We start from the raw sequence: 12,518 nt of genomic DNA on the forward strand, positions 1-12,518 counted from the left end.
CGGAGACTGGACCGAGGGGGGTCGCCAATAAGGTTGAGTGATGGTAGCGGCCTGACCTGCAGGGGGTCAGCGGCGACGCGGAGGGTCGGCAATTCATGACGGTTACGGAGCGGGGCGCAGCCATGCCTGAAACGGGGCCTGAGACGGGGTTCGGGCGGCGCGAGATGCTGGGGGCGGCCGGGGTCGCGGCGTGCGCGCTGGCGTTGGCGGGGTGTGGTGGAGCAGGTGCCAAGGCCCAGCCGAGCCTCAAGGGCAAGGTCATCGCCAAGACCGCCGACGTGCCCGTGGGCGGGGGCAAGTTGATCGAGGACCTGCAGGTCGTGGTGACCCAGCCCACGCAGGGCGTCTACATGGCGTTCAGTTCGATCTGCACGCACAAGGGCTGCGCGGTCAGCACCCCCAAGGACAACGTCATCAGGTGCGCCTGCCACGGCAGCGAGTTCGCCGCCGACAGCGGCAAGGCCACCAAGGGGCCCGCGACCGCACCGCTGACCTCGTACAAGGTCAGGGCCGAGGGCGACGGCATCGTGGTCGCCTGAAGTGGCGGTCCGAACACGTACTTATGCGTAGAGAACCGGATTTGGCTCGGGCAGGCTGAACCGGCGCGAGGGCGCTGGCCGTACCTGAAGTGAAAGCCAATCTGGGAGGAACACACCATGACGGAAACGACTCGCCGGGCGATGGTGCTCGGCGCCGGCGGCGCCGGGCTCGCGGCGGTTCTGACGGCGTGTGCGAGCTATGGTTCGCCGACGATCGAGGCGACCGAGGAGCCGGCGGGGGATGCTGCCGAGGAGCCCACGGAGGAGTCGTCCCCGAAGAAGAAGAAGGCCGCGAGCGGCGGAGGCAAGGCGCTGGCCGACACCGCTGACATCCCCGAGGGCGGTGGGAAGGTCTTCGAGAACGAGAAGATCGTGGTCACCCAGCCGACGGCCGGGGAGTTCAAGGCGTTCACGGCGGTGTGCACCCATGCGGGCTGCACGGTCGCCACTGTCTCGAACAAGACGATCAACTGCCCGTGTCACGGCAGCAAGTTCAGCATCAGCGACGGCTCCGTCAAGGACGGGCCCGCGGGCGAGCCGCTTGAGGAGAAGAAGATCACCGTGGATGGTGACAAGATCAAGCTCGCGTAGATCACGTCTCATGAATTTCTCACCTAGGTGCGGTTGGGTGAGCGCATGGGAGAGGAAATTCAGAGTCGCCGTGCAGTGTTCGCGAGCGTGGGAGCGGGCGGTCTGGCCCTCGCGCTCACCGCATGCGGCGGCGGCACCGATACCGCACAGTCCGCCGGCACCGGCTCCGAGTCGAGTGCCCCGCAGTCCAGCGCGCCCCAGGCCGGTGGTGCGCTGGCCAAGACCGCCGACATCCCCGTCGGCGGTGGGGCGATCTTCAAAGACCAGAAGATCGTGGTGACACAGCCCACTTCGGGCGAGTTCAAGGCGTTCAGCGCCGTGTGCACGCACAGCGGGTGCACGGTCGGCAGCGTCTCGGACGGGGTGATCGTCTGTCCGTGTCACAACAGCAAGTTCGCCATCGCGGACGGCTCGGTCGCGAACGGACCGGCCGACAAGCCGCTGCCCGCGCAGCAGATCAAGGTCGAGGGCGACCAGATCACGCTCGCGTAGGCGGGCCCCTTTGAGGGAGGCCCGCCGCGCCTGGGGGAAAGGCGCGGCGGGCAACCTTGTCGGTGGGGACTACTAGTCTTTGAACGTGGCGAGATCAGCGGGCAGCCCCTTGAGTTTCCGGCCCAAGCCGGGTTCCATCCCCGATTCCCCCGGGGTCTACCGGTTCAGGGACGCGCACGGCCGGGTGATCTACGTCGGCAAGGCCAAGAGCCTTCGCCAGCGGCTCAATTCGTACTTCGCCGACTTCTCGGCGCTGCATCCGCGGACCCAGACGATGCTGACCACGGCCGCCGACGTCGACTGGACCGTCGTCGGCACCGAGGTCGAGGCGCTGCAGCTCGAATACTCCTGGATCAAGGAGTTCGACCCGCGCTTCAACGTGAAATACCGCGACGACAAGTCGTACCCGTACCTCGCGGTCACCATGGGCGAGGACTTCCCGCGCGTGCAGGTCATGCGCGGGGCCAAGCGCAAGGGCACGCGTTACTTCGGCCCCTATTCGCACGCGTGGGCCATCCGCGAGACCGTCGACCTGCTGCTGCGGGTCTTCCCGGTGCGCACGTGCAGCGCGGGGGTGTTCAAGCGGGCCGGCCAGATCGGCCGCCCGTGCCTGCTCGGCTACATCGACAAGTGCTCGGCGCCGTGCGTCGGCCGGGTCACCCCGGAGGAGCACCGCGAGCTGGCCGAGGACTTCTGCGACTTCATGGCGGGCAACACCGGCCGCTTCATCAAGCGCCTTGAGAAGGAGATGCGCGAGGCCGCCTCCGAGCAGGAGTACGAGCGCGCCGCGCGGCTGCGCGACGACATCCAGGCGTTGCAGCGGGCGCTGGAGAAGCAGGCCGTCGTGCTCGGCGAGAGTACCGACGCCGACGTGATCGCGCTGGCCGAGGATCCGCTCGAAGCCGCCGTACAGGTCTTCTACGTGCGTGCCGGCCGCATCCGCGGCCAGCGCGGCTGGGTGGTCGACAAGGTCGAGGAGACCTCCCCGGGCGAGCTGGTCGAGCAGTTCCTGCTGCAGATGTACGCCGAGGCGAGCCCCGACTCGATGCCGCGCGAGGTGCTCGTGCCCGCGCTGCCGCCCGACAGCGACGCGGTCGCCGAGCTGCTGACCGAGCAGCGCCGCGCTCGCGTCGAGGTGCGCGTGCCGCAGCGCGGCGACAAGAAGTCGCTGATGGAGACCGTCGAGCGCAACGCCAAGGAGTCGCTGGCGCAGCACAAGATCCGCCGCGCCAGCGATCTGACCACCCGCAGCAAGGCGCTGCAGGAGATCGCCGACGCGCTCGACCTCGACCAGGCGCCGCTGCGCGTCGAGTGCTACGACGTCTCCCACCTGCAGGGCGAGAACGTCGTGGCGTCCATGGTCGTCTTCGAGGACGGATTGGCGCGCAAGAGCGAATACCGGCGGTTCGCCGTCAAGAGCAAGGAGGGCGACGTCGCCTCGATCTACGAGGTGATCACGCGTCGCTTCCGCCGCTACCTGGAGGAGCGCTCGGCCACCGGCGAACTGGCCGCCGACGACGACAGCGGCCACGGCCCCATCGACCCCGAGACCGGCAAACCGCGCAAGTTCGCCTACCCGCCCAACCTGGTGGTCGTCGACGGCGCGGGTCCTCAGGCGGCCGCCGCGCAGCGGGCGCTCGACGAGCTCGGCATCGACGACGTGTCCGTGTGCGGGCTGGCCAAGCGGCTGGAGGAGGTGTGGCTGCCCGGCGATGACCAGCCGGTGATCATGCCTCGTTCAAGTGAGGGTCTCTACCTGCTGCAACGCGTGCGGGACGAGGCACACAGGTTCGCCATCACCTACCATCGTTCCAAGAGGTCCAAGACGGTGAAGGAGAGCGCGCTCGACAGCGTGCCCGGCCTCGGGCCGGCGCGCAGGCAGGCGCTGCTCAAACACTTCGGCTCCGTGAAAAAGCTACGCGAGGCCACTGCCGCGGAGATCTGCGAGGTTCCCGGCATCGGCCAGTCCATCGCCGAGGTCATCGTGTCGACACTGAAGGGAGAGTCACCATGATCTCGCCAGCATGTCACGGCGTGTCCGGGTGCCTCCGCTATGGTGGTGCGCCCAGGCAGGGCGTGCGGGACGGAGAGAGGCAATGAGCACCGAGCCGGCGTTCGTCATCGTCACCGGCATGTCCGGGGCGGGGCGCAGCACAGCCGCCAAAGCGCTCGAGGACCTGGGCTGGTTCGTCATCGACAACCTGCCGCCCGGGCTGCTGTTCGCGATGGCGGAGGAGGCGGGCAAGGTCAAGCTGGCCGCCGACAAGGTGGCGGCCGTCGTCGACGTGCGCAGCCTGGCCTTCACCACCGACCTCAACGCGGCCATCGAGGAGCTCGAGGGGCGCGGCGTGCGGGTGCGGGTGGTGTTCCTGGAGGCCAGCGACGAGGAGCTGGTGCGCAGGTTCGAGAACGTCCGCAGGCCGCATCCTCTCCAGGGCGAGGGGCGCCTGGTCGACGGGATCACCCGGGAGCGGGGGATCCTGCGGGAGGTCAGGGCCAACGCCGACCTGGTGATCGACACCTCGTCGCACAACGTCCACGACCTGCGCAACAAGATCGTCGCCTACTTCGGCGGCGAGGACCGGCCGGGGCTGCGGCTCAACATCGTGTCCTTCGGGTTCAAGTACGGGCTGCCGGTGGACGCCGATCTGGTGGTCGACTGCCGGTTCCTGCCCAACCCGCACTGGGTGCCGGACCTGCGGCCCATGAACGGGCTCGACGCGCCCGTGCGCGACTACGTCCTCGGGCAGCCCGGGGCCAAGGAGTTCCTCGACGCGTACGAGGAGGTCCTGCAGGTGGTCGCGGCCGGGTACGCGCGTGAGGGCAAGAGCTACGCGACGCTCGCGGTGGGGTGCACGGGCGGCAAGCACCGCAGCGTGGCCATGGCCGAACAGGTCGGCGCCCGCCTGCGCGACCGCGGGATGGAGGTCCAGGTGAGCCATCGGGATGTGGGGCGGGAGTGACCGATGAAGGCTTCGGAGCAGCAGGTTCGCCGCGCCCGGCGGAGGGTGAGCTTCCTGGCCCTGTGACCCGGTTCGAATCGGATGTCCCGCCTGGGCCGTCTTCGGTGGGTTCGGGTTCTGCGGGGGCCGGTGTGAGTGACGTGCCCGGCCCGACTTCGGCCGGTCAGGGGTCTGAGGGATCTGGCGTGAGGCGTGGTGAGGGTCCAGGTTCTGAGGGGCCTGGTTCTGAGGGGCTCGGTGTGGAGCGTGCCGAGGGGCCCGGTGTCGGCGGTGGTGAGGGTCCAGGGTCCGAAGGGTCCGGCGTGGGGCGTGCTGAGGGTCCAGGGTCCGAAGGGTCCGGCGTGCGTGCTGAGGTCGTGGAGGACGGTGCCGGTGACGGTGCGGGCGACGTGTGCCCGGTGCGGCTCGCGCGGCCGGCCGAAGGGAACCCCGTGCCGGAGCGTGCGACGTACTCGAGGACGTTCTCGGGGTTCGGGCCGCACGTCGTGGCCCTGGGCGGCGGGCACGGGCTTTATGCTTCCCTGTCGGCATTACGGATGGTGACCGACCGGTTGACCGCTGTGGTGACCGTCGCTGACGACGGCGGGTCCAGCGGGCGGCTGCGGCGTGAGCTCGGCGTGTTGCCCCCCGGCGACCTGCGGATGGCGCTGGCCGCGCTGTGCGGCGACGACGAGTGGGGCAGCACCTGGAGCGAGGTCGTGCAGCACCGCTTCCGCAGTGAGGGCGAGCTGCACGGTCACGCGGTGGGCAACCTGCTCATCGTGGCCCTGTGGGAGCTGCTCGGCGACCCCGTGGCCGGGCTCGACTGGGTCGGGCGGCTGCTGGGCGCGCACGGCCGGGTGCTGCCGATGGCGTCGGTGCCGCTCGACATCGTGGCCGAGGTGGAGCTCGACGGCGTCAGGTCGACCGTGCGCGGGCAGGTGGCGTGCGCGCTGACGCCCGGACGGGTGCAGGCGATCTCCCTCGTGCCCGAGGACCCGCCCGCTCGCCCCGAGGCGGTCGAGGCAGTGCTGGAGGCCGACTGGCTGGTGTTCGGGCCGGGGTCGTGGTTCACCAGCGTGCTGCCGCATCTCAAGGTGCCCGAGCTGGCCAGGGCCCTGCACGCGACCAAGGCCAGACGGCTCGTCACGCTCAACCTGGCGCCACAGCCTGGTGAGACGGACGACTTCTCCCCCCAGCAACACCTGGAGGTGCTCAGGCAGCACGCCCCCGACCTGTCGATCGACGTCGTGCTCGCCGACACCGGGGTGGTGGACGATCCCGGCGCGCTGGAGAAGGCCGCGGCGGCGCTCGGCGCACGGCTCGTGATGGCCGGTGTGGCCACCGCGGACGGCTCGCCGAGGCATGACCCACGACGTCTTGCCTCCGTCCTGGACGAGATTTTCCTCCAGAAGCGTTGATCCTGGTCGGCGTGGCGCCAAGGTGCGAGAGACTGCTTGGAGCCGGTCTGAATGGGGGAGAGGACTAACGCATGGCCATGACAGGTGTGGTGAAAGACGAACTGAGCCGCCTGCCGGTGCTGAAGCCGTGCTGCCGCAAGGCGGAGGTTTCCACGCTGCTGCGGTTCGCCAGCGGTCTGCACCTGGTGGGCGGGCGGATCGTGATCGAGGCCGAGCTCGACACGAACGCCACCGCACGGCGACTGATCAAGGACATCGGTGAGGTGTTCGGGCACAAGGCCGAGGTGCTCGTGCTCGCGCCCGCCGGCCTGCGCAAGGGGTCGCGCTACGTCGTGCGGGTCTATCGCGACGGCGAGGCGCTTGCCCGTCAGACGGGCCTCATCGACAACCACGGTCGTCCGGTGCGCGGGCTGCCCCGCCAGGTGGTGGCGGGGGCCGCCTGCGACGCCGAGGCCGCCTGGCGCGGCGCGTTCCTGGCGCACGGCTCCCTCACCGAGCCGGGGCGGTCGATGTCGCTCGAGGTCACCTGCCCGGGGCCGGAGGCGGCGCTCGCCCTGGTGGGCTCGGCGCGGCGGCTCAAGATCCACGCCAAGGCGCGTGAGGTGCGCGGGGTGGACCGCGTGGTGGTGCGCGACGGCGACGCCATCAGCGCGCTGCTCACCCGGCTGGGGGCGCACGACAGCGTGCTGGCCTGGGAGGAGCGCCGGATGCGCCGCGAGGTCCGGGCCACCGCCAACCGGCTGGCCAACTTCGACGACGCCAACCTGCGGCGGTCGGCGCGGGCCGCGGTGGCGGCGGGGGCGCGGGTGCAGCGCGCGTTGGAGATCCTCGGGGACGAGGCGCCCGACCACCTGGTGGTGGCGGGGCGGCTGCGGGTGGAGCACAAGCAGGCGTCTCTGGAGGAGCTGGGGCAGATCGCCGACCCGCCGCTGACCAAGGACGCCATCGCGGGGCGCATCCGGCGGCTGCTGGCCATGGCCGACAAGCGCGCCTCCGACCTGGGCATCCCGAACACGGAGGCCAACCTCACCGTCGACATGCTCGCCCCGTGACGGGTCGCTGCGGCTGCGCGTGATGGGCCGCGCGCTCGTGTCGATGGCTTGGCCCTGCGGTTGTGCTGGTCTGAAAGCCCATCTTTTACGGCTGCGCACGGTGGGCCGCACGCGCCGACGTGGGTGGCCGTCTGTCATGGCCGGTCGTGAAGGCTCACGGGCCGCTCGCCGTGACGACGCGCGTTCTGGGCGGGCTCCAGGGCCGGCTTGACCGGGGTGCGCTCGTCGGTTCGCTGGGCGGTCGGGCCGCACGGGCGGTCAGGGTTGCACGGGCACCTGGGGCGGATGGGCGTCAGGGGCGGACGGGTGTCAGGGTGCGCAGGTGCCAGAGGCGCACATGCGTCAGGGGGTACACGAGCCTGCGGGGTGCATGGGTCTGAGGTGCGCACGAGTCCGAGGTGCGTACGGGCCTGCGGGGTGCACGAGCCTGCGGGGTGCACAGGCGTGAGAGGCGCGCGGGCTTGAGGGGTGCGCGGGCGTCACCATGGCACGGGTGCCGGCCGTTGGGGTGGTGTTGGAGGGGTGCCCCGTGGGCGGCGTGGGGAGTGGGTGCCGGTGCTGACGCGGGGTGCGGGATGGGGTGCTGCTCCTGAGGATGGGTCTGTCAGTCCTTGGTGGGGTTGCGGGGGGTGAACAGGTCTGTGGTCGGCTTCGGGGTGGGGGCCTGGGCGGGTTCGAAGGGGGCGCGGTACTCCGGTTCCGGCGACTCCGCCTCCGCCTCGGCGGCCTGGGCGCGCTGGGCGCGGCGGACCCGGACCACGCGCAGGGTCAGCAGGAACAGCGCGGCGAGGGCGGCCACGGCGATGTAGAGCCAGGCCGCCCACGACACCGAGAGCGGATCCCGGTAGAGCGAGGGCGCGTAGGGGAGGCCGGCGGTGAAGTTGTCGAGCGTGACGTCCGACAGGTCGGCGGGGCCGCGCTCGGCGGGCGGGGTGCGCAGGGTGGAGCCGATCATGATCGACGAGCCGACGATCTGGCCCGCGGCCATGGCGCCGCCCGCGTACAGGGCCGCCGTGGGGATCAGGAGGATGCTGCGGGGTCGTACGGCGCCCATCGCGAGGGCGACGATCAGAGCGACCACGAGAGACGACGCCAGCGACAGCGGATGGCCGTTGCCGAAGCCGATCACGGCGGCCGGCAGGCGGGTCTGGAACAGCACGGCCGCCCCCAGCACTGCTGCGCTGACCAGCGCCGATAGCAGGCCTACAATGAGTCCGGGCAGCAGGCCGGACCGCTTGTGTGACATCTCAGCCCCCAGAGAATGCACGAATTTACATCGATGAGTCGGGCACTTTACTCGAACCTCACAAAACGTGCCTCCGGAACGCTGATTCACAGGCGGGGACCTGCAGTGGTCTAAACCAATTTAGGTCCGATAGTGTTCGTGGTTGAGGTTTCAGCCCGCCATCTGGTTTCGAGGAGATCGGTTCCCGTGAGCATCCGCGTAGGCGTCAACGGCTTCGGCCGCATCGGTCGCAACTTCTGGCGCGCTGTCGCCGCCAGCGGCAAGGACATCGAGATCGTCGCGGTCAACGACCTGACCGCCACCGCGACGCTCGCCCACCTGCTGAAGTACGACAGCATCCTGGGCCGCCTGCCTTACGAGGTGAAGGCCACGAGCGACGAGATCACGGTCGACGGCAAGGCGATCAAGGTCTTCGCGGAGCGCGACCCGGGCAAGCTGCCCTGGGGCGACCTCGGTGTGGACGTGGTCGTGGAGTCGACGGGGCTGTTCACCGATGCCACGAAGGCCAAGGTGCACGCCGAGAACGGCGCGAAGAAGGTCATCATCTCCGCTCCGGCGAAGAACGAGGACGTCACGATCGTGATGGGCGTCAACGACAAGAGCTACGACCCGTCCAGCCACACGATCATCTCCAACGCCTCCTGCACGACCAACTGCCTGGCGCCGATGGCCAAGGTCCTCCACGACACCTTCACCATCGAGAAGGGTCTGATGACCACCATCCACGCCTACACGCAGGACCAGAACCTCCAGGACGGCCCGCACAGCGACCTGCGCCGCGCCCGCGCCGCCGCGCTCAACGTGGTGCCCACCTCCACCGGCGCCGCCAAGGCCATCGGCCTGGTGCTGCCCGAGCTCAAGGGCAAGCTCGACGGCTTCGCCATGCGCGTGCCGATCCCCACCGGCTCGGCCACCGACCTCACCGTCGACGTCAGCCGCGAGGTCACCGTCGATGAGGTCAACGCCGCGGTCAAGGCCGCCGCCGAGGGCCCGCTCAAGGGCATCCTCAGCTACACCGAGGACGAGATCGTCTCCTCCGACATCGTCACCGACCCGGCTTCCTGCATCTTCGACGCCGGTCTGACCAAGGTCATCGGCAACCAGGTCAAGGTCGTCGGCTGGTACGACAACGAGTGGGGCTACTCCAACCGCCTCGCCGACCTGATCGAGCTGGTCGGCCGCGACCTCTGAGCCGCCGAGTCACTGAGCCGCCGCACCCCTGGGGGAGCGCCGTTCGCCCGGCCCCGCCAGGGAGGCGACGACCCGGAGTGACCGCGCGTGCCTCCGATGGAACGGGGCCGTGACCGCGCGGCGGCAGGAAGGCGGCCGAGCCATCTCCACGGAGTGGCGGCCGTGAACGCGCGGCGGCACGAAGGCGGCCGAGCCGCCTCCACGGGAGTGGCGGCACGAAGGCGACCGAGCCCGCCTCCACGGAGTGGAGGCCACGAATAGGGAGCATGAGCATGCGCACGCTCGAGGATCTCGACGTGAAGGGGCGGCGCGTGCTCGTGCGCGCCGACCTCAACGTCCCCCTCGACGGGGAGACGATCACCGACGACGGCCGCATCCGGGCGTCGGTGCCGACGATCAGGACGCTGGTGGAACGGGGCGCCAAGGTCGTCGTCTGCGCCCACCTGGGCAGGCCCAAGGGCAAGGCCGACCCGAAATACTCGCTCAGGCCGGTGGCGAGGCGGCTGGGCGAGCTGCTGGGCCAGGAGGTGGCGTTCGCGACCGACGTGGTCGGCGACAGCGCCCATGGCACGGTTGAAACGCTCCAGGGCGGCGAGGTCGCGCTGCTGGAGAACCTGCGCTACGAGCCGGGCGAGGAGTCCAAGGACGACGCCGAGCGGGCCGCGTTCGCCGAGAAGCTGGCGGGGCTGGCCGAGCTCTACGTGGGCGACGGGTTCGGCGCGGTGCACCGCAAGCACGCCAGCGTCTACGACGTGCCCAAGCTGCTGCCGCACGCGGCGGGCGGGCTGGTCGTGGCCGAGGTCGAGGTGCTGAAGAAGCTGACCGAGAGCCCCGAGCGGCCCTATGTGGTGGTGCTGGGCGGCGCCAAGGTCTCCGACAAGCTCGGCGTCATCGCCAACCTGCTGGCCAAGGTCGACCGGCTGCTGATCGGCGGCGGCATGGCGTACACGTTCCTCAAGGCCCAGGGCTACGAGGTCGGCAAGTCGCTGCTCCAGGAGGACCAGCTCGACCAGGTGCGCGGCTTCCTCGTCACGGCCGCCGAGCGCGGCGTCGAGCTCGTGCTGCCCGTCGACGTGCTGGCGGCGGTCACGTTCGGGCCGGACGCGGAGCACGACGTGGTCGAGGCCACCGCGATCCCGGCCGACCGGGAGGGGCTCGACATCGGGCCCAGGACGCGCGAGCTGTTCGCCTCGAAGCTGGCCGACGCCAGGACCGTCTTCTGGAACGGGCCCATGGGCGTGTTCGAGTTCGACGCGTTCTCCGGCGGCACCAGGGCGGTGGCCGAGGCGCTGGTCACCCGTACCGGCGACGAGGGCGCCCTCACCGTGGTGGGCGGCGGCGACTCGGCGGCGGCCGTACGGAAGCTGGAACTCCCCGAGGACGGTTTCTCCCACATCTCCACCGGTGGCGGGGCCAGCCTCGAATATCTTGAGGGCAAGACCCTCCCCGGACTCGCGGCCCTGGAGGACTGAGCACTCATGAGCACGCGCAAGCCGCTCATCGCCGGCAACTGGAAGATGAACCTCAACCACCTCGAGGCCATCGCACTGGTCCAGAAGCTGGCCTTCGCACTCAACGACAAGGACTTCGACAAGGCCGAGGTCGCCGTCCTGCCGCCGTTCACCGACCTGCGCAGCGTGCAGACGCTGGTCGACGGCGACAAGCTCAGGATCGTGTACGGCGCCCAGGACGTGTCGCAGCACGAAGCCGGCGCCTACACCGGCGAGATCTCGGGCGCCATGCTGGCCAAGCTCGGCTGCACCTACGTGGCCATCGGCCACTCGGAGCGGCGGCAGTACCACCGCGAGGACGACGACCTGGTCAACGCCAAGGTGCAGGCCGCCTACCGGCACTCGCTCACCCCGATCCTGTGCGTCGGGGAGGGCCTGTCGGTGCGTCAAGAGGGTGGCCACATCGCGCACAGTCTTGGACAACTCGACGGCGCGCTGCGCAAAATCACCGCCGAGCAGGCAAAATCGATAGTGGTGGCCTACGAGCCGGTGTGGGCGATCGGCACCGGCGAGGTGGCCACCCCGGAGGACGCCCAGGAGGTCTGTGGCGCGCTGCGAGTCAGACTTGCGGAGCTCTACGACACCGAAGTGGCCTCTGGGATCCGTATCCTTTACGGAGGCTCGGTCAAGTCAGGCAATATCGCGGGGATCATGGCTCAACCCGATGTCGACGGCGCGCTCGTGGGCGGTGCCAGCATCGACGCCGGGGAGTTCGCGAAGATCTGCCGTTTCTCCGAAATGCCAGGCTAACTGAGCCGTTCTGGGGGTGCGACTTGACAACAGGCCGTACCCTCAGAAGGCAAGTCTGAATCGTCACGCGTAACAAAGCATTGAAGGAACAGGCATACCGTGGAACTCGGAATCTCTATCGCACTCATCCTGGCGAGCGGTCTCATGATCCTGCTCGTGCTGCTCCACAAGGGCAAGGGTGGCGGCCTGTCTGACATGTTCGGCGGCGGTTTCTCGTCGAACTTCGGTGGTTCCTCGGTGGTGGAGCGCAACCTCGATCGGCTGACGATCATCACCGGCACGATCTGGTTCGTCTGCATCATCGCTCTCGGCCTTCTCATGAAGCCCTGAGCAAACAAGTTAACGCGTGACAGTGATTCTCCCCCCGTGCCTGCGCGCGGGGCGATCGAGCGAGGAGTTCATCCGTGGGTAGTGGCAACGCGATCCGTGGCAGCCGAGTCGGCGCCGGCCCTATGGGGGAGGCCGAGCGCGGCGAGGCAGCTCCGAGAGTGCGGGTCTCGTTCTGGTGCGCCAACATGCACGAGACGCGCCCCAGTTTCGCCAGTGACGCGGCGGTCCCGGAGCATTGGGACTGCCCCCGTTGCGGCCTCCCTGCCGGACAGGACGAGTCGGCCCCGCCTGCCCCACCGAAGAACGAGCCGTACAAGACGCATCTTGCCTATGTGAAGGAGCGCAGGAGCGACAAGGACGGCAAGGCGATCCTCGAGGAGGCACTGGAGCGCCTGAGGAACAACAAGTCCCCCTGGTAGTGGCTGGGTTCGGCGAAAGGGTCTCGGGTCGCCG

The 12,518-nt window shown here is 69.6% G+C and carries 13 protein-coding genes; 12 read left to right on the forward strand and 1 reads right to left on the reverse strand.

The features are described from left to right. Positions 1–122 precede the first annotated feature (122 nt). The 7 genes from ACIBQ1_RS45495 to whiA all read left to right on the forward strand — a co-directional run bounded on the left by ACIBQ1_RS45495 (position 123) and on the right by whiA (position 7,037). A complete protein-coding gene (locus tag ACIBQ1_RS45495; protein WP_397287317.1) occupies positions 123–539 on the forward strand; it encodes a Rieske (2Fe-2S) protein in 417 nt (138 codons plus the stop codon). Between the two features lie 117 nt (positions 540–656). After that, positions 657–1,130, forward strand: a complete 474-nt coding sequence (locus tag ACIBQ1_RS45500) for a Rieske (2Fe-2S) protein (protein WP_397287319.1) — start codon at positions 657–659, stop codon at positions 1,128–1,130. A gap of 87 nt (positions 1,131–1,217) precedes the next feature. Further along, complete coding sequence (locus tag ACIBQ1_RS45505) at positions 1,218–1,622, forward strand: Rieske (2Fe-2S) protein (RefSeq protein WP_397287321.1); 405 nt, start codon at positions 1,218–1,220, stop codon at positions 1,620–1,622. Positions 1,623–1,731: 109 nt separating this feature from the next. Next, a complete protein-coding gene (gene uvrC / locus ACIBQ1_RS45510; protein WP_397287532.1) occupies positions 1,732–3,636 on the forward strand; it encodes an excinuclease ABC subunit UvrC in 1,905 nt (634 codons plus the stop codon). An 82-nt stretch (positions 3,637–3,718) separates the two neighbouring features. Continuing rightward, positions 3,719–4,585 (forward strand): RNase adapter RapZ, encoded by an 867-nt coding sequence (gene rapZ, locus ACIBQ1_RS45515; RefSeq protein ID WP_397287323.1) that lies wholly within the window; start codon positions 3,719–3,721, stop codon positions 4,583–4,585. A 431-nt stretch (positions 4,586–5,016) separates the two neighbouring features. Next, complete coding sequence (gene yvcK / locus ACIBQ1_RS45520; protein WP_397287534.1) at positions 5,017–5,985, forward strand: uridine diphosphate-N-acetylglucosamine-binding protein YvcK; 969 nt, start codon at positions 5,017–5,019, stop codon at positions 5,983–5,985. Between the two features lie 71 nt (positions 5,986–6,056). Beyond that, positions 6,057–7,037 carry a DNA-binding protein WhiA gene (whiA, locus tag ACIBQ1_RS45525; protein ID WP_138670245.1) on the forward strand — a complete coding sequence of 327 codons (981 nt, stop codon included), beginning with the start codon at positions 6,057–6,059 and terminating at the stop codon, positions 7,035–7,037. Between the two features lie 604 nt (positions 7,038–7,641). Here whiA and ACIBQ1_RS45530 read toward each other — a convergent pair. Beyond that, positions 7,642–8,283 carry a hypothetical protein gene (locus ACIBQ1_RS45530; RefSeq protein ID WP_397287325.1) on the reverse strand — a complete coding sequence of 214 codons (642 nt, stop codon included), beginning with the start codon at positions 8,281–8,283 and terminating at the stop codon, positions 7,642–7,644. Positions 8,284–8,469: 186 nt separating this feature from the next. Between ACIBQ1_RS45530 and gap the strand changes: the two genes are divergently transcribed. From gap to ACIBQ1_RS45555, 5 genes are all read left to right on the forward strand, one after another. Next, positions 8,470–9,474, forward strand: coding sequence for a type I glyceraldehyde-3-phosphate dehydrogenase (gene gap, locus ACIBQ1_RS45535; protein WP_397287327.1), 1,005 nt, complete (start codon positions 8,470–8,472; stop codon positions 9,472–9,474). A gap of 272 nt (positions 9,475–9,746) precedes the next feature. Continuing rightward, positions 9,747–10,946, forward strand: coding sequence for a phosphoglycerate kinase (locus tag ACIBQ1_RS45540; protein ID WP_397287329.1), 1,200 nt, complete (start codon positions 9,747–9,749; stop codon positions 10,944–10,946). Positions 10,947–10,952: 6 nt separating this feature from the next. Continuing rightward, positions 10,953–11,735 carry a triose-phosphate isomerase gene (gene tpiA, locus ACIBQ1_RS45545; RefSeq protein ID WP_397287331.1) on the forward strand — a complete coding sequence of 261 codons (783 nt, stop codon included), beginning with the start codon at positions 10,953–10,955 and terminating at the stop codon, positions 11,733–11,735. 99 nt (positions 11,736–11,834) lie between these two features. After that, positions 11,835–12,065, forward strand: a complete 231-nt coding sequence (secG, locus tag ACIBQ1_RS45550; protein ID WP_397287333.1) for a preprotein translocase subunit SecG — start codon at positions 11,835–11,837, stop codon at positions 12,063–12,065. 74 nt (positions 12,066–12,139) lie between these two features. Then, positions 12,140–12,484 carry an RNA polymerase-binding protein RbpA gene (locus ACIBQ1_RS45555; RefSeq protein ID WP_350739960.1) on the forward strand — a complete coding sequence of 115 codons (345 nt, stop codon included), beginning with the start codon at positions 12,140–12,142 and terminating at the stop codon, positions 12,482–12,484. Positions 12,485–12,518 lie beyond the last annotated feature (34 nt).

The organism is Nonomuraea sp. NPDC050153 (assembly GCF_044460125.1).
In the GTDB taxonomy this organism is placed as follows: Bacteria; Actinomycetota; Actinomycetes; order Streptosporangiales; family Streptosporangiaceae; genus Nonomuraea.

Bases quoted from the DNA above. Each gene is read 5' to 3' on its own strand.
- ACIBQ1_RS45495 (WP_397287317.1), top strand. From the start codon at position 123: ATGCCTGAAACGGGGCCTGAGACGGGGTTCGGGCGGCGCGAGATGCTG.
- ACIBQ1_RS45500 (WP_397287319.1), top strand. From the start codon at position 657: ATGACGGAAACGACTCGCCGGGCGATGGTGCTCGGCGCCGGCGGCGCC.
- rapZ (WP_397287323.1), top strand. From the start codon at position 3,719: ATGAGCACCGAGCCGGCGTTCGTCATCGTCACCGGCATGTCCGGGGCG.
- whiA (WP_138670245.1), top strand. From the start codon at position 6,057: ATGGCCATGACAGGTGTGGTGAAAGACGAACTGAGCCGCCTGCCGGTG.
- ACIBQ1_RS45530 (WP_397287325.1), bottom strand. From the start codon at position 8,283: ATGTCACACAAGCGGTCCGGCCTGCTGCCCGGACTCATTGTAGGCCTG.
- ACIBQ1_RS45540 (WP_397287329.1), top strand. From the start codon at position 9,747: ATGCGCACGCTCGAGGATCTCGACGTGAAGGGGCGGCGCGTGCTCGTG.
- tpiA (WP_397287331.1), top strand. From the start codon at position 10,953: ATGAGCACGCGCAAGCCGCTCATCGCCGGCAACTGGAAGATGAACCTC.